The organism is Streptococcus pseudopneumoniae, from assembly GCF_001073085.1.
GTDB classification, from domain to species: domain Bacteria; phylum Bacillota; class Bacilli; order Lactobacillales; family Streptococcaceae; genus Streptococcus; species Streptococcus pseudopneumoniae_M.
This window is the reverse complement of sequence record NZ_JVFV01000009.1, coordinates 68,725-91,718: the sequence shown is the minus strand read 5'-3', so window position 1 is coordinate 91,718 and position 22,994 is coordinate 68,725. Positions and strand designations below refer to the sequence as shown.

Here is a 22,994-nt window from a genome sequence, read left to right as displayed (position 1 = left end):
AATATGCCTCAGTTAGCGACAATTTGCTACATTGATAACGGGAAAGAGCTACTCATGCTTCATCGCAATAAAAAGCCTAATGATGTCCATGAAGGGAAATGGATCGGCGTAGGTGGAAAGTTAGAGCGTGGAGAAACTCCCCAAGAATGTGCTGCCCGCGAGATTTTAGAAGAAACAGGATTGAAGGCTAAGCCAGTTCTTAAAGGTGTAATCACCTTTCCTGAATTTACTCCTGACTTAGACTGGTACACCTATGTATTTAAGGTAACTGAGTTTGAAGGGGAGTTGATTGACTGTAATGAAGGGACCTTAGAATGGGTTCCTTACGATGAGGTTCTCAGCAAGCCGACTTGGGAAGGGGATCATACCTTTGTCGAGTGGCTTTTAGAAGATAAACCATTCTTTTCAGCCAAATTTGTCTATGATGGTGATAAATTATTGGACACTCAAGTGGATTTCTACGAATAAAGGAGTAAAGCGATGTTAGTAATCAAAAACGGCCGTGTAATGGATCCTAAGTCTGGTTTGGATCAAGTGTGTGATGTCTTGGTTAAAGATGGGAGAATTGTCAAAATTGCGCCTGAGATTAAAGAAGAAGGAGCAGAAATCTTAGATGCTACTGGTCTTGTAGTTGCGCCTGGATTGGTGGATATCCATGTTCATTTCCGTGAACCTGGTCAAACTCATAAAGAAGACATTCATACAGGAGCACTAGCAGCAGCTGCAGGTGGATTTACAACTGTCGTTATGATGGCTAATACCAATCCAACCATCTCAGATGTTGAGACTTTGCAGGAAGTTCTTCAATCTGCGGCAAAGGAAAAGATCAACGTTAAATCTGTAGCAACAATTACCAAGAACTTTAATGGCCAAGATTTGACAGACTTTAAGTCGCTTTTAGAAGCTGGAGCTGTTGGATTTTCTGATGATGGGATTCCACTTGAAAGCAGTAAAGTGGTCAAGGAAGCCATGGAAGAGGCTAAAAAGTTAAACACCTTTATCAGTCTGCACGAAGAAGATCCTGGACTGAATGGTACGCTAGGTTTTAATGAAAACATTGCTAAAGAACATTTCCATATCTGCGGTGCTACCGGGGTTGCAGAATACGCTATGATAGCTCGTGATGTCATGATTGCCTATGCAACCAAAGCCCATGTCCACATTCAGCACTTGTCCAAGGAAGAAAGTGTTAAGGTTGTGGAGTTCGCTCAAGGTTTGGGAGCAAACGTAACTGCAGAAGTAGCACCTCAGCATTTTTCTAAGACTGAAGCTCTTCTTTTGACTAAAGGAAGTAACGCTAAGATGAATCCACCTCTTCGTCTGGAGTCTGACCGTCGTGCAGTTATTGAAGGGCTTAAATCTGGAGTCATTTCTGTAATTGCTACTGACCACGCGCCTCACCATGCTGATGAAAAGAATGTCGAAGATATTACCAAAGCTCCATCAGGTATGACAGGTTTAGAAACTTCTTTGTCACTCGGTTTAACTTACTTAGTCGAAGCTGGTGAGCTAACCCTGATGGAATTATTAGGAAAAATGACAGTAAACCCAGCCAAATTGTATAATTTTGAAGCAGGATATTTGGCTGAAAACGGCCCAGCTGATATTACAATTTTCGATGATAAAGCTGACCGAATCGTTGATACGCATTTTGCTTCTAAAGCAGCTAATTCACCATTCATTGGTGAACAATTAAAAGGGCAGGTTAAATATACTATCTGTATGGGACAAATCGTTTATCAAGCAGATTAGGAGCTTGAGGATGAATTATTTTCGTAAATTTAGAAATCGTAAACGAAATGCTTGCCATGGAGTATATTGTCAAGCCGCTAACCGTGCTAAAATTCAGTATGAAACCAAGGAAAAAGCTGATCATGCTGTAGAGTATGATAATGGTGGCTTGGTTAGAAGCTATTATTGCGCCTCATGTAATTGCTGGCACACGACATCAAAAACTAGTAATCCACCTTTGAGCTTGAGAAAATACGGCTTAAAGCTTTTTGACTTGGATGAAAAGAAGTAGAAAGAGTAGGTATGCGTTCAACAGAAACTATTAAAGACAAAATCATCTTATTTTTAAAAATTTTCTTTCCTATTTTAATTTATCAATTCGCTAATTATTCCGCATCTTTTGTCGATACCACGATGACGGGTCAATATAATACTCTCGATCTAGCGGGTGTTTCAATTGCAACTAGCTTATGGAATCCTTTCTTTACCTTTTTGACTGGAATCGTCTCAGCCTTGGTCCCTATTATTGGTCACCATTTGGGACAAGGAAAAAAGAAAGAAGTTTCTTCGGATTTTTATCAATTTCTTTATTTGGCTTTAGCCTTATCTATCGTACTTTTTGGCTTGGTTTTCTTTTTAGCACCAATTGTGTTAGAATTCATGGGACTGGAAGTGGCTGTATCCAGCGTTGCCATACGTTATCTGTGGCTCTTAGCCATTGGTATTATTCCTCTCTTACTTTTTAGTGTTATTCGTTCGCTACTTGATACGCTAGGACTGACAAAATTGTCTATGTATCTCATGCTTCTTTTACTTCCTTTAAATAGTGGATTTAATTATTTACTAATATATGGTGCTTTGGGTTTTCCTGAGTTAGGAGGTGCAGGAGCAGGTCTGGGGACTTCTCTTGCCTACTGGGCTTTGTTGCTGATTTCGGTTTTGGTCTTGTTAAAGCATAAAAAGCTCAAGGAATATCAACTCCAAAGACCTATGCCCCTACAAATCAAAAAAATCAAGGAAGCTATTTATCTTGGTCTACCAATTGGTGGGACGGTATTTGCTGAAGTTGCCATTTTTTCAGTTGTTGGTTTAATTATGGCGAAATTCTCATCTCTTATTATTGCCAGTCATCAGTCAGCTATGAACTTTTCAAATTTGATGTATGCTTTTCCTATGAGTATTTCAACTGCTATGGCTATTGTGATTTCTTATGAGGTAGGAGCTAAACGATTAGACGATGCTAAACAGTATATCCATATTGGTCGTTTAACAGCTATGGTGTTTGCTGTTTTAACACTTAGTTTTCTTTACATCTATCGTGAAAATGTAGCCAGACTATATGGTCAAGATCAAGAATTTATCCAACTAACAGCTTCTTTTATGACCTATAGCTTGTTCTTCCAGTTAGCTGATACCTTTGCGGCACCTTTGCAAGGGATTTTAAGAGGTTACAAGGATACGATTGTTCCTTTTTGCCTTGGTCTTCTTGGATACTGGGGTGTTGGGATTCCGCTTGGCTTATATCTTGATTATTCGACTATTTTAGGTGCGTACTCCTATTGGATTGCTCTCATCATTAGTTTAATGGTAAGTGGAATTCTTTATCAGTGGCGTTTACAAGTTATTATGAAAAGATTCAAATAATTTGTTAAAAAACGATGAAAATACAACTTGTGAAATTTGTATTTTATATAAAGAAAAGTCTTGATTTTACTGGCTTTTCTTTTTTTATATTGTGAAAAATTGCAGGCATATTTTTTGACACAAATTAACCTATACAGTAAAATGGAACTATAAGAATTTAAACTTAGAAAGGCAAGATTATGTCAACTTTAGATAAAAATCTTTTGCTTGAGATGTTCCGTAAGATGGAAGAAATTCGTCGTATGGACTTAAAAATTGCTCAATTAGTAAAAAAAGGAAAAGTGCCTGGTATGACGCACTTTTCTGTTGGTGAGGAAGCTGCCAGCGTTGGGGCTATGTTGGCTCTAAACGAGGATGACCTCATCACCTCAAATCACCGTGGTCACGGGCAAGCCATTGCTAAGGGAATCGACCTTAATGGGATGATGGCTGAAATTCTTGGTAAATACACTGGAACTTGTAAAGGTAAAGGTGGATCTATGCATATCGCAGACCTAGATGCAGGTAACCTTGGTGCTAATGGTATCGTAGGTGGTGGTATGGGGATTGCAGTTGGTGCCGCCCTTACACAACAAATGAAAAACACTGGCAAGATTGTCGTTTGCTTCTTTGGTGATGGTGCGACAAACGAAGGTGTTTTCCATGAAGCGGTGAATATGGCTTCTATTTGGAATCTTCCAGTGATTTTCTACTGTATCAATAATGGATATGGAATCTCTGCAGATATTAAGAAAATGACTAATGTCGAGCATATCCACGAACGTAGCGCAGCTTACGGTATTCCTGGTATGTTTATTGAAGATGGTAACAATGTAATCGATGTCTACGAAGGATTTAAGAAAGCAGTCGACCATGTTCGTTCTGGTAAAGGTCCTGTCTTAATCGAAAGTGTAACCTATCGTTGGCTTGGTCACTCATCATCAGACCCTGGTAAATATCGTACACGTGAAGAAGTAGAAGAGTGGAAACAAAAAGATCCAATTGAAAATCTTCGTAAGTACCTTGTAGCAAATAATATTGCTAGTGCAGAAGAACTTGAAGAAATTCATGCACAAGTTAAGGAAGCAGTGGAAGCATCTGTTAAATTTGCTGAAGAGAGTCCATTCCCTCCACTTGAATCAGCATTTGAAGATATATACGCAGACTAAGGAGAAGTAGAGAAATATGGAAACAAAATTAATGTCTTTCCGCGATACCATTATCCTTGCAATGTCTGAGGAAATGCGTCGTGATGAAAATGTGCTTTTGATGGGTGAAGATGTCGGAGTTTTCGGTGGAGACTTTGGTACATCTGTAGGTATGCTTGAGGAATTTGGACCAGAACGTGTTCGTGACTGTCCGATTTCTGAAGCTGCTATCTCAGGTGCAGCTGCTGGTGCAGCTATGACAGGACTTCGTCCAATCGTTGACATGACTTTCATGGACTTTTCTGTTATTGCCATGGATAATATCGTCAACCAAGCAGCTAAAACTCGTTACATGTTTGGCGGTAAGGGTCAAGTGCCTATGACAATCCGTTGTGCCGCTGGTAACGGAGTAGGTTCTGCAGCTCAGCACTCACAATCATTGGAATCTTGGTTCACTCACATCCCTGGATTGAAGGTTGTTGCTCCAGGTACACCTGCTGACATGAAGGGACTTCTTAAGTCTTCTATCCGTGATAACAACCCAGTCATCATCCTTGAATACAAATCAGAATTTAACCAAAAAGGTGAAGTTCCAGTTGATCCGGACTATACAATTCCGCTTGGTGTTGGTGAAATTAAACGCGAAGGAACCGATGTAACAGTTGTAACATACGGTAAAATGCTTCGTCGTGTCATGCAAGCAGCTGAAGAATTGGCTGAAGAAGGCATCTCAGTAGAAGTAGTAGACCCACGTACTTTGGTTCCACTTGATAAAGACATCATCATTAATTCAGTTAAGAAAACTGGAAAAGTAGTTCTTGTCAATGACGCTCATAAGACGAGTGGATTTATCGGTGAGATCTCAGCTATTATTTCTGAATCTGAAGCATTTGACTACTTGGATGCACCTATTCGCCGTTGTGCAGGTGAGGATGTACCAATGCCTTATGCACAAAATCTTGAAAATGCAATGATTCCAACAGTTGAAAGCATCAAAGATGCTATTCGTAAAACTCACAACAAACAATAATACATAACATAAATTATATAAACAAAACTTATTTGAGATACTTTTTGTATCCAAGTAAGTTGAAAAGTTGCGACAGGAGAGAGTCGGGTCGATATTAACCGACGAACGACTTAGTAAGTCTACTAGGTTGACCGCCTTATAGTGGCAACCGTAGTAACTTGAGATACGTTTCGTATCCAAGTTACTTGTAGAGTTGAACTCGGGCTAAAGTCTGTGTGAAAAAGATAAACTTTCCTATTTTCACTTTGACTTTTGACGCCCTTAGTATCTTATAATTGAATTCGGACGGAGGTCTGCGAAAAAAAGATAGATTTCCTTGTGTTCATGGAACACATCGTCAATCTCCTATTTTTTCATTGCCCTCTTCGCCCTTAATATCTTGTAATAGAATAGGAGAGGTCATGGCTGATGATAAGCTAAGAGCGACTCCTGCGGCTAGAAAATTAGCGGATGATTTAGGGATTAATCTCTACGACATTTCTGGCTCAGGCGCAAACGGTCGTGTCCACAAAGAAGACGTGGAAACATTTAAAGACACTAATGTGGTTCGCATTTCACCACTTGCAAAACGAATTGCCCTTGAACATAACATTGCATGGCAGGAAATCCAAGGAACTGGTCATCGTGGTAAGATTATGAAGAAAGACGTTTTAGCCTTCCTTCCTGAAAATATCGAAAACGATACGATTAAATCACCTGCTCAAATCGAGAAAGTGGAAGAAGTTCCAGATAACGTAACTCCTTATGGGGAAATCGAACGTATTCCAATGACACCAATGCGTAAGGTTATTGCTAAACGTATGGTTGAGTCATACTTGACTGCTCCAACCTTCACGCTTAACTACGATGTAGATATGTCTGAATTGCTTGCCCTTCGTAAGAAAGTTCTTGATCCAATTATGGAAGCAACTGGTAAGAAAATTACCGTTACAGATTTGCTTTCACTTGCGGTTGTTAAGACTCTTATGAAACACCCATACATCAACGCTTCATTGACAGAAGATGGTAAGACAATCATCACTCACAATTATGTCAACCTTGCGATGGCAGTTGGTATGGATAATGGATTGATGACACCAGTTGTCTATAATGCAGAAAAAATGAGCTTGTCTGAGTTGGTAGTTGCATTTAAGGACGTTATTGGACGTACCTTAGAAGGTAAACTAGCTCCTAGCGAATTGCAAAATTCAACCTTCACAATCAGTAACTTGGGGATGTTTGGTGTTCAATCATTTGGTCCTATCATCAATCAACCAAACTCAGCAATTCTCGGGGTTAGCTCAACGGTTGAGAAACCGGTTGTAGTTAATAGTGAAATCGTGATTCGTCCAATTATGAGTCTTGGATTGACAATTGACCACCGTGTCGTAGATGGTATGGCTGGTGCTAAGTTTATGAAAGACTTGAAAGCTTTAATTGAAAACCCAATCTCAATGTTGGTTTAGAGAATTTTTTTTTAGAAATATAGATAGAGGAAGTAAGATATGGCCTTAGAAGTAATTATGCCAAAAGCCGGCGTGGATATGACAGAAGGACAAATCGTCCAATGGAATAAAAAAGTCGGAGAATTTGTAAAAGAAGGAGAAATCCTTTTGGAAATCATGACTGACAAAGTCAGCATGGAATTGGAAGCAGAAGAAGACGGTTACTTGATCGCTATCCTGAAAGGGGACGGCGAGACTGTTCCTGTTACTGAAGTTATCGGATATCTTGGTGAGGAAGGGGAAAACATCCCATCAGCTGGGGCATCTGCACCAGAAGCTAGCCCAGCACCTGCAGCAAGTGCTTCAAACGATGATGGTAAGAGCGATGATGCTTACGACATCGTTGTTATCGGTGGTGGACCTGCTGGTTATGTTTCTGCCATTAAAGCGGCTCAATTAGGTGGTAAGGTTGCTCTTGTTGAAAAATCTGAACTTGGTGGAACCTGCTTGAACCGTGGATGTATCCCAACCAAGACTTACCTTCACAACGCTGAAATTATTGAAAATATCGGTCATGCAGCAAATCGTGGTATCGTGATTGAAAACCCTAACTTCACTGTTGATATGGACAAACTTTTAGAAACTAAATCTAAAGTTGTTAATACACTTGTTGGTGGGGTTGCAGGACTTCTTCGTAGCTACGGAGTTGATGTTCATAAGGGTATCGGTACTATTACTAAAGATAAGAATGTCTTGGTAAATGGTTCTGAATTGCTTGAAACTAAGAAGATCATCCTTGCTGGTGGTTCAAAAGTAAGCAAAATTAACGTTCCTGGTATGGAATCATCTCTTGTGATGACTAGTGATGACATCCTTGAAATGAACGAAGTACCAGAAAGTCTCGTTATCATCGGTGGTGGGGTTGTTGGTATCGAACTCGGGCAAGCCTTCATGACATTTGGTTCAAAAGTTACTGTTATCGAAATGATGGATCGTATTGTACCAGCAATGGATGCAGAAGTTTCTAAAAACCTTCGCTTGATTCTTGAACGTAAAGGTATGACTATCTTGACAGGTACTAAACTGCAAGAAATCATTGAAGAAGATGGCAAACTTCGTATCAAGGTTGAAGGAAAAGATGATGTTATCGCAAACAAAGCTCTTCTTTCAATCGGTCGTGTTCCAGACCTTGAAGGTATCGGTGATGTTGAATTTGAATTAGAACGTGGTCGTATCAAGGTTAACGAATACATGGAAACTTCTGTTCCAGGTATCTATGCACCAGGTGATATCAACGGCACTAAGATGTTGGCTCACGCTGCCTTCCGTATGGGTGAAGTTGCGGCTGAAAATGCACTTAAAGGAAACCACATTGTTGCGAAATTGAACTTGACTCCTGCAGCTATCTATACACTTCCAGAAGTAGCAGCAGTTGGTTTGACAGAAGAACAAGCTCGTGAAAAATACGATGTTCAAATCGGTAAATTCAACTTTGCCGCAAACGGACGTGCAATTGCATCAGATGCTGCTCAAGGATTTGTTAAAGTCATTGCAGACAAGAAATATGGTGAAATCCTTGGAGTCCACATCATTGGTCCTGCAGCAGCTGAATTGATTAACGAAGCATCAAGTATCATTGAAATGGAAATCACTGTTGAAGAAATGCTTAAGACTATCCACGGACACCCAACATACTCTGAAGTTATGTACGAAGCATTTGCTGATGTTCTTGGAATGGCTATCCATTCACCTAAGAAAAAATAAACAAGTCTCTCAATAAAATTTTCTTAAAGTAGTACGGACGGCAGCGACCTCTATTAGAGTTCCATGCCTAAAAATTGAGCCTATTGCTCAATTTTTCCGAGAAATGTAACGATAACACGTTGCATTTCTTTTTACTACTTTAGAAAATTGGATTGCTATGAACAAAATTTAAAAACTAGATTTTTGGAAATACTATGAAATACATTATCAATCATTCAAACGACACTGCCTTTAATATTGCTTTAGAGGAGTACGCTTTTAAGCATCTTCTTGATGAAGATCAAATCTTCCTTCTTTGGATCAACAAACCATCTATCATTGTAGGTCGTCACCAAAATACCATCGAAGAAATTAACCGTGACTATGTTCGTGAAAATGGAATTGAAGTAGTCCGACGAATCAGTGGTGGTGGAGCTGTTTACCATGATTTGAACAACCTTAACTATACCATCATTTCAAAAGAAGATGAAAACAAGGCTTTTGACTTCAAGAGCTTCTCTACTCCGGTTATCAATACCTTGGCTGAACTTGGTGTTAAAGCTGAATTTACAGGCCGTAACGACTTGGAAATTGACGGTAAGAAATTCTGTGGAAATGCACAAGCCTATATCAATGGCCGTATCATGCACCATGGTTGTCTTCTCTTTGACGTGGATTTGTCAGTCCTAGCTAACGCACTTAAAGTGTCTAAAGATAAGTTTGAATCAAAAGGGGTTAAATCAGTCCGTGCTAGAGTAACTAATATTATCGATGAGTTGCCAGAAAAGATCACTGTTGAAGAATTCCGTGACCTACTTTTGGAATACATGAAAAAAGAATATCCTGAAATGACGGAATATGTATTTTCAGATGAAGAATTGGCTGAAATCAACCGTATTAAAGATACTAAGTTTGGGACATGGGATTGGAACTATGGTAAATCACCAGAGTATAACGTCCGTCGTGGAACAAAATTCCCAAGCGGTAAGGTTGAAATTTTTGCTAACGTTATCGAGTCAAAAATTCAAGACATTAAGATTTATGGTGACTTCTTCGGTATCGAAGATGTTGCAGCAGTAGAAGATGTCCTTCGTGGTGTCAAATACGAACGCGAAGATGTTCTTAAAGCCCTTCAAACCATTAACTTAGGTCGTTATTTCGCAGGAATTACTGCGGAAGAAATTGCTGAAGCTGTGGTGGAATAAAGTAAAAGATATCCATGTTAAATGGATATCTTTTATCTTAGACTTGATATTCAAAAATAATGAGAGTAGAATAAAGAGGAAATCTGAACAAAAAGGGGATCAAATTCAATGATGAAAGTACCAGTGGAAAAACTTGGTCTATTTGAACAGTTAGATCGTATAGTAGTGGCTTTTTTTAGCACGCAACAATCTTCAAGTCCATATGATTTGAATATCAGTATTACACAAGAACACCTTGACCAGAAAAAGCAAGAGCTAGAACCATTAGGCTATCAAGCAGTCCAACTACCATTAGGAATGGCTTTAGATAATGTCATCCAGCAACCTCATTATAAAAACTTAATCATTGGTGGACTTGCTCCCGACGAAATTATAGTCAGCAAAGAAGAATTAATGCCTTTAAAAGATATTGTGGACAGTTTTTGTATTATGTACGCTACAGCTAATAACAGACTGGAAAATAGTAAGGCTTATGAATTAATGAAAGATAAGACGGTTTATTTTATTGGTAAACTATTTACAGATTTTCCAAAAGCCAGTGATGAAATTGCTTATTTAGGAATTGATCGAATAGAGGACGATGGTACACCATATGAAGCAGTTAAATGTTTTCTAACGGAAGAGAGTGCAGAGAAGTTCAATGATGAAAAAAGACCAGTCACCCCTGCAAACTTGGCCTATCTAAAATCATTCTGGGGAAAACCAGTCATTATTGAGCCACACCGTAATTATTGGATCGAATTTTTATAGAAAGAATAAAAGAGCGTAAGATTCGATAAAAAATCCTACGCTCTTTTTCTAACACTTAAATTTACATAATTTATATTATGTGACTCATAAACTATCTAAAGCGTTTTTCTGTTCGTCATTGACAATATGGGTATACAAGTCGGTAACTTGTGTGCTAGCATGTCCTAGTTGATGGCTTACCAAAACCTGCGACTTGGTTGCATCATATAGACGTGTTGCAAGTGTGTGGCGTAGTTTGTGGGGTGTCACTCGGACTTTGAAATCTTCAGAATACTTTGCCACCATCTTTTCAACACTAGAAGCATCGATACGGTTTGGAACCCCTCGATACAAGGTTAGAAAGAGGGCTGTATCGGTCTTTTCTGTCTTATAACGTTTGTCACGAATGGCGAGATATTGTTCTAAATAAGGCTTAGCAAAGGCAGCCACATTGACTGAGTCTCTTTTTCCACCTTTTCGAGTGACGTCAATCACCATCATCTTAAGATTGAGATCTCGAAGATCCAGGTTAACTGCCTCAGAGAGACGGACACCAGAGGCAAGAAGGAGTGCGATAATCGCTAAATCTCGCTCTTTATTCTTGTTAAAGGACGATAAGGCTCGATTTGAGAGAGTTTTAGGGTATTCCTCATCGATATAGTTCAGAAAACCTTCTGTTTCATCGCCCAAAAAGAGTTTTTGCTTGATATTCTCAGCCCGTGCAGCTAAAGTTTCTTTCTTTTTCTTGGTTGCAACCTTCTTCATGACATTGCGGTAGAAATAAGGTTCCCCTTGCTCGTTTTCAACTTCCTCAGTCAAATACTTATAAAGGCTAGAAAGTGCCGAAAGGGTACGGTTAATGGTTGTTTGAGAAACCCCATTTTTCGTCGTATTGGCATTAAGCAGAGGACGTTCACGTAAGTAAAGAATGAAGGATTCCATGTCTTTCTTGGTCATGTGCTCCAGAACGTCTAAGGGAATATTGGCCATGGTGTCAGCATCCGATATACCAGATTCCAAGACCCAGGTGAAAAATCGATCGTATTCCTTTAAGTATTCGTACAAGGTTGTAAAACTGTATGGTACAGCCAGTTTCGATTGATAGTATTCAAGAACATACCAGGGCATAACTTGTTTAAGTTTATCAATCCGTTCTAATAAGATCTCGCGTTTCATGTTTTTCTCCAAATCTTTCTATACTAGTAGTATAGCATAGCTAGATATATTTTTCAAGAAAATTATAGTTTTTCGGAAAGATGATATAGGGGCTATTTCAGTTAACCGAAAAAAATTTTTGAGCAAAAAATGTACTTTATTCCCGTGAAAACTAAATCTTTCGCATACTAAAATTCTGTACACTATCTACTTGAAAACTAAAAATACAATCTTTTAAAATAATGTACTTTATAAAAATCTATGATAAAAAACAAGTTCAAATTTGAACCTGTTTTTTAAATTTTCCTATAAGGAACAAAATGTTCTCTTTTTCGTCTACGCCCTTTACAAAATATGCATGGCTCGATAGATCGTTTTACATTTGCAATCTTATCTACAATAGCCATTCTATAACGATGCTCTGGATTATTCTTACAAATCCACCAAAATCTTAATTGCGTATTATTTGGGATTCTTTCTGGATCCCCTAGAATAAGATTGTTAAGATAGTCCCACTCGTTCATCAAATCTTCAAATGAGATATTATCTTGTCTTTCTTTTAATTCTGCACAAAATGGACACATTTCTTTAAGATCTTTTGTCTCGGAATTTAAATACTTATTTAATATAATGCTGAAGCGCTCATGAAATTCGAAGTTACATTCTTTGCAGCGCCATAAATAAAACCTTTTTTCAGTTAATAATGGAACAAAACTATCTATTGAGACTTTATTATTTGGTGCCCACAATTTTGCTAGTTCAGGGTACAAATAATCAAATGTATTATACCCATTCAGAGGCTTATCGTTGTTACAGAAAGGACAACACTGAGAAACTTCTCTTCGAATTGGGATAGAACATAAATATGTCCCATGACACTTTGAACAATCCCACCAATATTTTTTCGTTTCTATTGTTGTCTGAGATAAATGAATAGGAATTTTATTTTTATCGCTCCATTCTTTGATGAGTTTTGGTTCTTTAAGGAAAATATTATTTTTAAATACCTCAGTCCTCCAGTCACATTGATTGGGACATGTTTGAAAGTTTTGATTTTCTAAATCGGTTCGACTGATCATTTCGGCTGGGCTACATTGAAAGTTGATTTTACAACAAGGACAAACCCAACTAACTACATTATTTGACTTAAACCAATATTCGGAAAAATCCCTTTCATTACTGAGGTCCCAAAATTCCCTCAAATAGGGATGTGTTTCATTTAGTGTATTAAAATCCTGAAGTTTTTCTCTATTTGAACAAAATGGACAAGACCTATCTGTTTTTTCAAATAGTGAGCATGAATACTCTCCGTGACAATTCGTACATTCCCATAACACATGAACATTAGATAATACATCAACTTGATTAGGTGTAATATTGTTCCTTTTAGACCACTCCTTGAGCATGGAAGAATTTAAAAAAGATAGAGGAGAAACATCAAAATCTTTATCCAATAACTCTTCAAATGAAGAATGACACTCCAAACAGTAATGACCACTTCTTTTAATTCGGTTCAATAATCTATCAATAGATAATTCAAATTTGCAATGACACTTATCACATTCCCAATGGATAGGTACTGTTATATTGTAACTCAGCTTCAGTTCGTTAAATTTAAATTTGTTTAAATGTTCGCTATAGATTTTAGCTAAATTTGGATAAATTGATTTGTAATCGCAATGATAGGAAGTTTCATTGCAGCCAAAATGAAATAAATCCCCACTTGTTAGTTGAAATAACCTCTTATTTGTCGCAGAATCTTTCCAACTTAATTGACACGCCGGACATTTAAAATTGAATTTTCTTTTACTATTGAACGGCAAGGTAAGAAGTTTCTCATCTAATTCTTCATCTTGCTCAATGCTGTAGTTTATATAATTTCTGAAATCGGGATAAACCTGAAGGACGCTCTCATTTTCATCAATGGAACGTTCACCTAATCCACAATGGGGGCAACACCTAAGATATTCATAACTGTCAAGCTGCACATCAATGATTTTCGCTTCCCAATGGTGTTGACAATAAGGGCAAGACCAATAGGCATATTTTAAACTATTTGACGATAATTTTTTGGGGTCAAGAACATTTCGTTTTTGATCCCAGTACATGTAAATAGCTGGATTATCTTTAACTTTCTTGTTCATTTCTTTCCTCATTTATAATTAGTTTTGCTGTCTAGTAAGTTTTTAATAGAAACCACTTTAGTTGATTTTTGAGGATTTTCTTGTTCAATAAGACCACCAGAATGAAAATCTATTTCTGAATCAGCGGTGATGATATTGTCTGCTAGGAAATCCTCACTGATAACCTTTTGAGAATATTTTAACAATCCTTCTTCTTTTAAAAGCTCATTCGCAATTTCTGGATAGACACTTGTTTTGATTATTTGTAATAGTTTTTGATTCTCATCACTTAACTCATTTTCTCTTTGTAGCTTCTGTTTTAAATCTTCATTAGTTGACTGTAGTTCAGAATTTAAACTACGTAACTTATCTGCTTCTTGTTTATAGCTGGCCGCAATGTTTGCTATTTTCTTGTAGTATTGGCTAATTTCTACCAATGCTCTTTTCATAGCACCTGGAGCACGATTTTTTGCCATAAAATTGTCAGGATCTATGGTCTTATAAGTAATTACAGCTTCATAATTTTCATCTTGGTATTTAATTTCACTTTCTTTTAAAAAATCCCTGAATCTTTTATTACGTCTAATGGTTGTATCCGCAACATTTTGATAGCCATTATTCCTAACATAGTCACCAAACCGAGGGATTTTTACCAAGCTTAAATCACAGGAACACTGGGAAATTAAATACTGTTCAAACAAATGAATCAATTCATCATCAGAAATTGATTTCTTTCTAGCCATTAGACTTATTCTCCTCTAAAGATAGTTGTTTAGCATTTAAGTAATCTTGATAGGTATTGCTAACTGTTTTTAATTTCAACAAAGCTTCTCCAATATCTTCAATATGACCTTTCCCTTGCCTAACTTTTCTAATCGCTTCATCTACAACCATAGCTTTTTCATCAACTGACTTTTTAAATGTTTTATCCATTGAAAAATAATCTTTACCTGCTTTACGGTAAAAAGGGCAGCTCGTACAAGCACCTAGTTCTGCATGCTCACTAATAACTTTCAGACAATCTGAATAATCACCTTTCGCAAAGCGGGGTGAGTAACACCGTCCTTTATTTTCTAAAGTGATGTATTGTCCTTGTGCTGTATAAAATGGCTGTCTCTTACTTATGGTGTAATTCGTATTCTTACTCGTTAGTTTACGATACATTTGATAACTACGACATTCAATAAATTGGCTTAAATTTGAAAAATAGTGAGATGAAGTTGTCACATCTTCATGACCAGCTAAAAGCATAGCTGTAACAGGACTAGCCCCTTCTGCAATTAAATTGATCATTGCAATGTGTCTCGTATCCCCAATATGAATCAAATTAATCTCGTTTTCATCTAATCTAGCTGGAAAACTAAAATAATTAACTTGATAACCGTATTTTTGAGAAATAATCTCATTAAAAAAATACCTCAAAATAGTATTGAGATTAGTGTAAGTTAAAAATCGGTTATTAACACCTGTTCGACGACCCCAACGGTTATAATGAGGATCAGTCACAAATAATGTATCTAATTTAGTAGAATTATCATTTTCCGTAAGTTTGAGGTAAGTCTTTATTTCAGAAGCTAATGAATTAGTAATTTCATAAGTATTCAAAGTATAATCTTCAGAAATTTTATGTGCAACAAGTCGATCCCTTCCTTTGATTATATTTCTCCTTAATGTAAGAAAATATTTTCCATCTTTCTCGGTTAAACAGTTTCTTTGTATTAAAAGAAATTCTCTTGGCCTTAAAGGTAAAATTGCTGTAATCTGCCACCAGAGATACAATGGATAATAAAATAGACGTTCTTTCTTAGATAATGTTTGAGACCAATAATCATTTAAAATGTCATTAAAAGTAAAATAGGATTGAAATTGCGCTAATTGTCTTTGCTGTTTTGACCTCTGCTTTTTTTGAAGGTTGATAGTTAATTTATTATCTAATTGCTCCAATAGTTGATTTAGTTGACTATCATCTGAACAGGGAAGATTTGAGAAAAAGTCAATACATAAACCAGGAAATTTTACAGAAATATTTTCTAAATCTAAAAACGTATCTTTGGTTGTATTTTTAATAATTTGTTTAATATCCATTAGAAATAGCTGTAAAGTTTTTAAAACATGTTGTTTCATTGAGAAAACAATAAAACTTTTTAAGTAATCGATAAATTCCTTATAAGGCAACTGAAAAATTGATTGATAAAATCTCCTATATTGAAATTCAGAAATGTTAAAAAATAGGCTAATATTGGCATATTCATTTGTAGTTTCCCATTTCTTATGATCAAAATCGTAACTTAGAATAATTCCTTTATCAAAATAGTCATCGAAAACTTCTTTTGCTCGCAGAACACAATCACGGTCAAAAGTTTCAAAATAATTTTCAATTTTAAAAAGTTTAGCTTGATTGTTCAATTTATTAACTCCTTTATTATTTCTTCGTAATCATGTAACACGTCATCTCCATATTGCTCGCATAAAGCTTGCAACATTTCAGTTAAACAAGGTTTTATTTGTTCTTCTAAAATACTCCGAATTTTACCTTTTTCTAAATCAGTTCGAACTCTAGAGTATTGTTTGTTCAAACGATTGAATTCTCCTACTAATAACAATAAAGTAGATTTCGTTTGTAATTCATAATGACAACCGATGCAATGTTGCCTATCGTCATATGGACAAATCTTTCCAAGCGCAGATAAAAGACACATGCTTTCACCTTGTTTTGAGAAGGCTTCACCGTTTCCTATACGATGACAAATAGTAAGAAGTTGATTAGGCTCTGCTTCTTCTTCTACCAAAATCTTTAATGCCTTTTGCGATTTCACTTCTGCCTGAATGCTTAAAGCCAATGTTTTTTCAATCTCATTTGGTGTCAAATCTAACTGTTTAATCATCTGAGTCTGTTGACTAGGACTTAATTCTTTATACTTTCCTCTAGTTACAATCGTCAGGATCATTGATGGAATCATAGATAAAACACCTCGTTCAAATAGTTCTCTCGCAACCATTTCTGGTTTAAGCTGGCTTAGTTGGGCATCTTTTAGGTACGTTGTTGTAGTTTGTGCAAATTCATCGAATGAACCTTTATGGCTACGGGCTAATGCGGCTAAAAAATAGCCTTTAATATTTAACTCAGATTTTTCTTGCAAAACATCATCTGCTAACATGGCAACAGTTTGAAGATAGGATTTATTTGCAGATCTAGAACTAAAATTCCTTTCAAGAAATAAGTCTCCAATTTCTTTCCCCATATATCGACTAATTCGTTTATATTCTTTTATTTGTCGAATTAAAGGTTCATCATTATTATCTTTATTCAACTGATAATGAGCTTCACAGATAGCCAACAACGTTCCAATCAATACCTGACAACTCTCAGGGACCTGAAATTTAATCTGACTAATATTTTTAGTTCGCTTTGTTTTGTTTGGAGTAATATTTAAATAAGTTAAACGAGTTGTAATACTTAAAAGAGTTCTTCTTGCCTCACTGCTACTCCAATTACCACTTCTAACTGATTTTAGAACTTCTTTCGGTGTTCTAGGAAGTTGTGGATGTCCAAGTTGTTCTAAATCTGTTCCACGTAGCGCACATATAAAATGAAGTGCTAGAAATAGCCAGGTATCTGCGTAGTCTTTTGAGATTGCTGCTTTATAAAGCATATCTTCTTTTCTAATGTAATTGTCATTAAAAAGAAAATACAGTAATTCTAAATATTCGTCTAACTCATAAGCGTTAGTCTCCTGTTCTAATGTGTATCGAGGTGTAAATTCATATCTTTTGTGATAGTTACATCTCGTTTTATTCATTAACCACTTTAAAAAATCAATAAAAACTTCGCCTTTTTGCTTTTCAAGTGCATATACTGCTTCTTCAACCAACAATTCAATCTCATTATCATTACAGAGAAATAAATCTCTTTTAAGATAAAAAGCAAGAAAATCTTGAACATAAAACATGTTTTCCTTAGATAAGTTGCTATCTTCTGAGTATTGCTGAAAATATTTGTAAGTTAATGGGAATTTTTGTTTAAATATAGGCTGAATTCCTGCTAAACCAGTTGGTCCAAGAAGATAATTGGTTATTTTTTCTATTAATAATTGAGCATCTTTATCTGAGATGGAATAGTTATCCAAATCAATCTCTATATTAAACCAATTGTTATCAACTAAAAACTGACTAATTTTTCCTTTATACTGTGTATCGTTTTTTCCGAGTTCACTTAACAGATTTTCGATTAAAGATTTAATTGAATAAGTCATACATTACCTTTCTAACTTATCACCAAAAAGTTCATTTGCTCGCCAATTCATATAGTCAAAAACACCATTATTAACTTGACCATATTGTTTTGCGATTTCTCCTTTGTTTTGTAGATAAACCCAAGCACTCTCAGGTGATTTATCACCTCTTGCTGACATAAGCTCACTGATTTCAGAAACCCCAGATAATACTAACTGTGTCGTGTACCAGTGTCTGAAAATATGTGGGGAAATATTATTCTCCTGCAAAAGCTGCCCAAAAAAGACAACCTCTGCATCATCAGATTTTAAGAAGATTGGGATCATTTCGTCGCGAATAATCTTACGAAATCGTTGATAGTATACATCGTATGATAATGCTTTTCCTCGTCTGTTAAGATTTAAAGGTCCATAATCCTTCTCATACTTCTTACCTTCCAGATAAGTCATATAGTCATTATAAGTGTCTAAAAAGACCTCCAGAAAGATATAAGGTACTGCTTGAAGTCTTTCCTTTTTAATCCGTCCAGTTGGCTTTAAATCGCTTCGGAGAGGTATTTCTTTTCGTAGATCGATCTCAATCTTAAATACTTGCCCATCACTTTGGTGAAACAAAATACCTGGCCCTAGAGGACTATCTTCACGTCTTACATTGCATGCTTCTGATGGTCTTAAGCCAACAAAGGCTCCCAAGGCCACAACCATGAGTAGATCTTTATGATAGTGTGCTATGTGAGAAAATAACATCTCAAAAGCACTATTTGGCATATCACGAAAAATAGCTTTCTCAGTGTTGCTATCATCTACGTATATTTCAAAATTTGGTTCTTTACGCTTTATAACCCGTCCTCTACTATTCGTAAAAGTTGTCGTAGCATACAATTCTTCTGCTTTTAACTTAGCCTTTCCCTCTCGCTCACTTAAATAAAGAGTTAAGAAGTCAAGAACTGCATTTACGCATTTTTCAACGGTGCTTTTCTTTCTTTTTCCTCTATCTCCTGGTAACTGAGATAATCCATAAAGCGTAAAAAATTCTCTAACCATTTCAAGTGTAAGTTGATCTATACTTTTAAGTCCAGAAGTACCAAATATAAAATTTAGAAACTTAACAACGTATGAAAAACGTTTGTTTCCATCGTCTGAGATAGACTTAATTTTTGCGGTAGATTTTACATATCTATGAAAATCAGTGAATTGTAATGTACCATCATCATGTTTGAGTGCAATCAATTGCTTTGTAACGATATTATTATCACCTAGAATCAGCGAATGTTTATATACAACAAATCTCATGCTACCTCCTTGTTTATTATGACTGAAGGTTCTGACTGTGTTTTATAATGTCAATACACAAAAAAACGATCAAGTCAGTACCATTTTCCTTTGTGCTCTAACTGCATAAAGGGAATATCGATGATTACTTTCATTGATCGTTATTATTATTTAAATTAATTCAATAATAAAAGTAACTTCATCTAAGTAATAAGAGCAATTAATTAGCTCAGCAACAACGATAACCACAGCAAATCCTTCTAAACAATGAAAGGAATATCCGCCGTGGCTATCTATTTACTTTTGTTATTTTACTTCTGTAAGTTACTTTTGTTATTTTTACTTTTTCTGTATTATATCATATTTTGATTAAATTGTCATCTGAGAAAGTGATTTTAAAAAAACTGGAAATTTTTTCAATTGTATATTTTGACAATAAAAAACACTTTTATGTCAATTTAATGATTTTAGAGCGTTTTTAGCTTATTTGATTTTAAAGTTGTCGTCTATTCCTCAGAATTACTTGAAGAAGTAAAAGTAACTAATAATGTCAAGTTATTTATTGGAAAATGAAAAAAGCCTTAAAATCAAGGCTTTTCTATACTTTCACAAATAATCCTAATAAATTTCCATTCAATTTCTTCTAAGCATCTTTTCTAAAAATTAAATTGACAATCTCATCTTCTGAAAAGCCTAGCTCACCAAGTTTTTCAAACAAAATTTTAACTAGCTTGTTAGATTCTTGATATCTTATCTCTTTTATTTCTTGCTCGCTTGCTATGACAAAATATCCTAATGTTCCACAGCTAGTAACCAAATTCTGTTCTTCAAGAACTTTCATTGCTTTTTGGACAGTTGCCGGATTACACTTCTCGTTTTCTGCTAATTTCCTTATTGAAGGAATTTGTTGTTCAGGTGCATAATCACCTCTTAAAATCTTCGTTCTTAATTTTGATGCAATTTGTAAATATAGATGGTGTTTCATTTAATCTTTTTATTATCACTTTCCCTAACAAACTTCCAATATGCGGAATAGGGGATTACTGTAGCTAGTAGAAGATAGTATTTATTTGCAAACATATCTGCTACTCCTTTTGCATTGAAATGAATAGGAACTGTCTCAGGGAGAAACCCACAAATAATGACTATGATGACCATCATTCCCAACAAAACCAAAATATCTTTTAACAGTCTATTTTTCATCTTATTTTCCTCCTTTAACTAGATAAAATTTAACTTGGTCATTTTTATATAAACTCTAAACGAAATAGCCAGTAAAATTACTGATACTGCTTGCAAAACAAATATAATCGGAAGATTAAAAAACCAATTAAGCAAAATAGGCGTAATAAGCGTAATCATACTAATAATTCCAGTTACAATAACAGGAAGACTTTGTTTGACAACTATCATCTCACTGTCCCAATCATAGTTAGGATATTTTTTATTTAATGAAATTCCGATTACCATTATAAAAAGGGAGTAACATATAGGAACAATAACTAGATTCATAACTTGAATAGGATTCATATCAAGTTTCAGCATAAATACAGATACAGAAATCATATATCCAATCAAATGAAGTGTAAGGTTGACAGCTATCTTAGCATTTAAAATCGTTTTCACTTCAACTGGAGAACTTTTCAAAATCCAAATATTTTTACCTTCTAAAGATATAGATGAAGCTGCTGGACAACTGAGTGAAAGCATAGATGCAATAAAGACGGGAGCTAAGTTTGAAAGATACTCATTTATATTTTCAATTCCTGCAGAATTTCCTATTTGACCTACAGAATTAAACAGGAAACATATACTAAAGACACATAAAAGAATCACTCCAAGCCCAGCATTCAAGACTGCCATATAAGAACTTAAAAATCGTCCAAGCTCTTTTTGATACAAGGAAAAAAATACCGATTTTCTTTCATAAGATACTTTGTCATTAGCATAACTTGATTTTGTATTGGCAAGTGTATTAAGTAGTCCATACTTCAACGAAGCGATTTTGACAAATAGATAAAAGACGACTATTGAAAGAACTATATAAAATCCCATCCCATAGTACATTGGAAAATTGTAGTATGACATAAATAGTCTAGAAATTGGATACAGTCCAGTAATTTGCTTAGCCAGAGTAACCCCAATACTACTTTCATCACCTGATTGCAAAGCTGATAATGCAAAATATCCAATTATACCTAGCATCGCAAATGAAAAAATAAGAGAGATAACATTTTTTCTTTTAAAAAAAGATGAAGCGACAACAATAACGAGTCCCATGCATGCCGCTATACACATGGGGATCAAAGGGGCAAAAATTATAGAAGTAAAATACAATATAATCTGTAGGAGGTTTAAACTTCCGTTCAAGCCCCATATAATTCCACCCGGAAGCATAAACATCAAGCCTATTAAAAAATTCAATAAGTACATAAACATGAACTTGCTGGTGATAATATACGAACTTTTAACAGGTAAGGATTGGAGAATTTCCATATCTCGACTGCCAAATAAAATGCCATTCGAATAAAATACTGTCAAAAATAATATTGAAAAACTTGAGACAGAGACCATATATGCTGGAATCAAGTTCTGCTGTCCGACGTGTACCAATGTTTTCGCTGTTATTATATTATAAACAAAGCAAAATAAGGAAAGAGTTATTATGCCAAAACTCGCAATAGCCATTGAACTTTGTTTTTTATTTCGTGAATCTCTAATCACGTTAATAGGAAAGAAATTAATCAATTGCGCTTTAAGCAGTATCCAAATGTTACTCATTGTTCTGCACCTCCATGAAAAATGCCTCCAATGATTCATCACCTTTGACGTCTCCTGTATTGCCACTTGCAATTAACTTTCCATTTTTGATAATGGCAATCTTATTACATAATTTTTCCGCAACATCCAATACATGGGTTGAAAAGAAAATAGCACCTCCATCTGAAACACACTCATGCATAATTTTCTTTAGTAGGAAAGTTGCTTTGGGATCTAGCCCAACAAAAGGTTCATCTAAAATCAACAGTTTGGGAGAATGTACAAGTGCAGAAATAATGGCTGTTCGTTGCTTCATTCCATGTGAATATGAAGAAATTATCCCCGAAAGATGATCAGTCATATCAAATAAATCACCGTATTTTTGTATTCTCTCCTTGCGTATTTTTGTAGGAATTTCAAACAAGTCAGCAATAAAATTAATATATTGAAGTCCTGTCATATGTTCATACAAATCTGGATTATCTGGGATATACGCCATCATTTTTTTACAAATAACAGGTTCTTCTTTAATAGAATGACCGTTGATAATTATACTTCCGTCTTCAAAATCATGGATACCGACAACTGCCTTTATCGTTGTCGTTTTGCCTGCACCATTTGCTCCAATAAAACCATAAATATCTCCAGGCTGTACTGAAATAGATAGGTTATCCACAACCTTCTTGTCCCCATAACTTTTACTAAAATTCTTTATCTCTAACATATTTTCACCTCTATTGACAATTTGTCAGTCATATTTTGAAATAATACCGATAGCTTGTTTTGATTTAGCTATCGGTACATAGTTCTCTTTACAAA

At 35.6% G+C, this 22,994-nt stretch carries 20 protein-coding genes; 10 read left to right on the top strand and 10 right to left on the bottom strand.

Annotated features, from left to right (window positions below; genetic code table 11):
- Positions 1-3: 3 nt before the first annotated feature.
- From ADH90_RS01615 to ADH90_RS01570, 10 genes are all read left to right on the top strand, one after another.
- Positions 4-468, top strand: coding sequence for an NUDIX hydrolase (locus tag ADH90_RS01615; RefSeq protein WP_001135775.1), 465 nt, complete (start codon positions 4-6; stop codon positions 466-468).
- Positions 469-480: 12 nt separating this feature from the next.
- Complete coding sequence (locus ADH90_RS01610) at positions 481-1,752, top strand: dihydroorotase (protein ID WP_049529678.1); 1,272 nt, start codon at positions 481-483, stop codon at positions 1,750-1,752.
- Between the two features lie 10 nt (positions 1,753-1,762).
- On the top strand, positions 1,763-2,023 hold the full coding sequence (locus ADH90_RS01605; RefSeq protein ID WP_049529677.1) for a hypothetical protein: 261 nt from the start codon (positions 1,763-1,765) through the stop codon (positions 2,021-2,023).
- A gap of 11 nt (positions 2,024-2,034) precedes the next feature.
- The gene (locus tag ADH90_RS01600) at positions 2,035-3,375 is read left to right on the top strand and encodes an MATE family efflux transporter (protein ID WP_049529676.1); all 1,341 of its coding nucleotides are present in this window, start codon (positions 2,035-2,037) and stop codon (positions 3,373-3,375) included.
- A gap of 179 nt (positions 3,376-3,554) precedes the next feature.
- Complete coding sequence (locus ADH90_RS01595; protein ID WP_049529675.1) at positions 3,555-4,523, top strand: thiamine pyrophosphate-dependent dehydrogenase E1 component subunit alpha; 969 nt, start codon at positions 3,555-3,557, stop codon at positions 4,521-4,523.
- 16 nt (positions 4,524-4,539) lie between these two features.
- Positions 4,540-5,532, top strand: coding sequence for an alpha-ketoacid dehydrogenase subunit beta (locus ADH90_RS01590; RefSeq protein WP_006150669.1), 993 nt, complete (start codon positions 4,540-4,542; stop codon positions 5,530-5,532).
- Positions 5,533-5,933: 401 nt separating this feature from the next.
- Complete coding sequence (locus tag ADH90_RS01585) at positions 5,934-6,977, top strand: dihydrolipoamide acetyltransferase (protein WP_049529674.1); 1,044 nt, start codon at positions 5,934-5,936, stop codon at positions 6,975-6,977.
- A 39-nt stretch (positions 6,978-7,016) separates the two neighbouring features.
- Positions 7,017-8,720, top strand: coding sequence for a dihydrolipoyl dehydrogenase (lpdA, locus tag ADH90_RS01580; protein WP_049529673.1), 1,704 nt, complete (start codon positions 7,017-7,019; stop codon positions 8,718-8,720).
- 194 nt (positions 8,721-8,914) lie between these two features.
- The gene (locus tag ADH90_RS01575) at positions 8,915-9,904 is read left to right on the top strand and encodes a lipoate--protein ligase (protein WP_049529672.1); all 990 of its coding nucleotides are present in this window, start codon (positions 8,915-8,917) and stop codon (positions 9,902-9,904) included.
- Positions 9,905-10,012: 108 nt separating this feature from the next.
- Positions 10,013-10,654, top strand: a complete 642-nt coding sequence (locus ADH90_RS01570; protein WP_049529671.1) for a hypothetical protein — start codon at positions 10,013-10,015, stop codon at positions 10,652-10,654.
- A gap of 84 nt (positions 10,655-10,738) precedes the next feature.
- Here ADH90_RS01570 and xerS read toward each other — a convergent pair whose 3' ends face one another.
- The 10 genes from xerS to ADH90_RS01520 all read right to left on the bottom strand — a co-directional run bounded on the left by xerS (position 10,739) and on the right by ADH90_RS01520 (position 22,899).
- On the bottom strand, positions 10,739-11,809 hold the full coding sequence (gene xerS, locus ADH90_RS01565; protein WP_049529670.1) for a tyrosine recombinase XerS: 1,071 nt from the start codon (positions 11,807-11,809) through the stop codon (positions 10,739-10,741).
- A gap of 275 nt (positions 11,810-12,084) precedes the next feature.
- A complete protein-coding gene (locus ADH90_RS01560; protein WP_049498824.1) occupies positions 12,085-13,932 on the bottom strand; it encodes a zinc-ribbon domain-containing protein in 1,848 nt (615 codons plus the stop codon).
- 8 nt (positions 13,933-13,940) lie between these two features.
- Positions 13,941-14,654: a hypothetical protein gene (locus ADH90_RS01555; RefSeq protein WP_006151858.1), complete on the bottom strand. Its 714-nt coding sequence runs from the start codon at positions 14,652-14,654 to the stop codon at positions 13,941-13,943.
- Positions 14,647-16,317, bottom strand: coding sequence for a hypothetical protein (locus tag ADH90_RS01550; protein WP_049498825.1), 1,671 nt, complete (start codon positions 16,315-16,317; stop codon positions 14,647-14,649). The genes ADH90_RS01555 and ADH90_RS01550 overlap by 8 nt, the downstream gene beginning before the upstream one ends.
- Positions 16,314-18,164, bottom strand: coding sequence for a hypothetical protein (locus tag ADH90_RS01545; RefSeq protein ID WP_049498826.1), 1,851 nt, complete (start codon positions 18,162-18,164; stop codon positions 16,314-16,316). Before ADH90_RS01545 ends, ADH90_RS01550 begins: the two co-directional genes overlap by 4 nt.
- A gap of 3 nt (positions 18,165-18,167) precedes the next feature.
- Positions 18,168-19,436, bottom strand: coding sequence for a site-specific integrase (locus ADH90_RS01540; protein ID WP_049498827.1), 1,269 nt, complete (start codon positions 19,434-19,436; stop codon positions 18,168-18,170).
- A 622-nt stretch (positions 19,437-20,058) separates the two neighbouring features.
- Positions 20,059-20,400 carry a GntR family transcriptional regulator gene (locus ADH90_RS01535; protein ID WP_006154125.1) on the bottom strand — a complete coding sequence of 114 codons (342 nt, stop codon included), beginning with the start codon at positions 20,398-20,400 and terminating at the stop codon, positions 20,059-20,061.
- The gene (locus tag ADH90_RS01530; protein WP_049422429.1) at positions 20,397-20,618 is read right to left on the bottom strand and encodes a DUF1648 domain-containing protein; all 222 of its coding nucleotides are present in this window, start codon (positions 20,616-20,618) and stop codon (positions 20,397-20,399) included. Before ADH90_RS01530 ends, ADH90_RS01535 begins: the two co-directional genes overlap by 4 nt.
- 18 nt (positions 20,619-20,636) lie before the next feature.
- The gene (locus tag ADH90_RS01525) at positions 20,637-22,196 is read right to left on the bottom strand and encodes a putative ABC transporter permease subunit (protein WP_049422427.1); all 1,560 of its coding nucleotides are present in this window, start codon (positions 22,194-22,196) and stop codon (positions 20,637-20,639) included.
- On the bottom strand, positions 22,189-22,899 hold the full coding sequence (locus ADH90_RS01520; protein WP_002890485.1) for an ABC transporter ATP-binding protein: 711 nt from the start codon (positions 22,897-22,899) through the stop codon (positions 22,189-22,191). Before ADH90_RS01520 ends, ADH90_RS01525 begins: the two co-directional genes overlap by 8 nt.
- Positions 22,900-22,994: the final 95 nt, after the last annotated feature.

Bases quoted from the DNA above. Each gene is read 5' to 3' on its own strand.
- ADH90_RS01615 (WP_001135775.1), top strand. From the start codon at position 4: ATGCCTCAGTTAGCGACAATTTGCTACATTGATAACGGGAAAGAGCTA.
- ADH90_RS01610 (WP_049529678.1), top strand. From the start codon at position 481: ATGTTAGTAATCAAAAACGGCCGTGTAATGGATCCTAAGTCTGGTTTG.
- ADH90_RS01605 (WP_049529677.1), top strand. From the start codon at position 1,763: ATGAATTATTTTCGTAAATTTAGAAATCGTAAACGAAATGCTTGCCAT.
- ADH90_RS01600 (WP_049529676.1), top strand. From the start codon at position 2,035: ATGCGTTCAACAGAAACTATTAAAGACAAAATCATCTTATTTTTAAAA.
- ADH90_RS01595 (WP_049529675.1), top strand. From the start codon at position 3,555: ATGTCAACTTTAGATAAAAATCTTTTGCTTGAGATGTTCCGTAAGATG.
- ADH90_RS01590 (WP_006150669.1), top strand. From the start codon at position 4,540: ATGGAAACAAAATTAATGTCTTTCCGCGATACCATTATCCTTGCAATG.
- ADH90_RS01585 (WP_049529674.1), top strand. From the start codon at position 5,934: ATGGCTGATGATAAGCTAAGAGCGACTCCTGCGGCTAGAAAATTAGCG.
- lpdA (WP_049529673.1), top strand. From the start codon at position 7,017: ATGGCCTTAGAAGTAATTATGCCAAAAGCCGGCGTGGATATGACAGAA.
- ADH90_RS01575 (WP_049529672.1), top strand. From the start codon at position 8,915: ATGAAATACATTATCAATCATTCAAACGACACTGCCTTTAATATTGCT.
- ADH90_RS01570 (WP_049529671.1), top strand. From the start codon at position 10,013: ATGATGAAAGTACCAGTGGAAAAACTTGGTCTATTTGAACAGTTAGAT.
- xerS (WP_049529670.1), bottom strand. From the start codon at position 11,809: ATGAAACGCGAGATCTTATTAGAACGGATTGATAAACTTAAACAAGTT.
- ADH90_RS01560 (WP_049498824.1), bottom strand. From the start codon at position 13,932: ATGAACAAGAAAGTTAAAGATAATCCAGCTATTTACATGTACTGGGAT.
- ADH90_RS01555 (WP_006151858.1), bottom strand. From the start codon at position 14,654: ATGGCTAGAAAGAAATCAATTTCTGATGATGAATTGATTCATTTGTTT.
- ADH90_RS01545 (WP_049498826.1), bottom strand. From the start codon at position 18,164: ATGACTTATTCAATTAAATCTTTAATCGAAAATCTGTTAAGTGAACTC.
- ADH90_RS01540 (WP_049498827.1), bottom strand. From the start codon at position 19,436: ATGAGATTTGTTGTATATAAACATTCGCTGATTCTAGGTGATAATAAT.
- ADH90_RS01535 (WP_006154125.1), bottom strand. From the start codon at position 20,400: ATGAAACACCATCTATATTTACAAATTGCATCAAAATTAAGAACGAAG.
- ADH90_RS01530 (WP_049422429.1), bottom strand. From the start codon at position 20,618: ATGAAAAATAGACTGTTAAAAGATATTTTGGTTTTGTTGGGAATGATG.
- ADH90_RS01525 (WP_049422427.1), bottom strand. From the start codon at position 22,196: ATGAGTAACATTTGGATACTGCTTAAAGCGCAATTGATTAATTTCTTT.
- ADH90_RS01520 (WP_002890485.1), bottom strand. From the start codon at position 22,899: ATGTTAGAGATAAAGAATTTTAGTAAAAGTTATGGGGACAAGAAGGTT.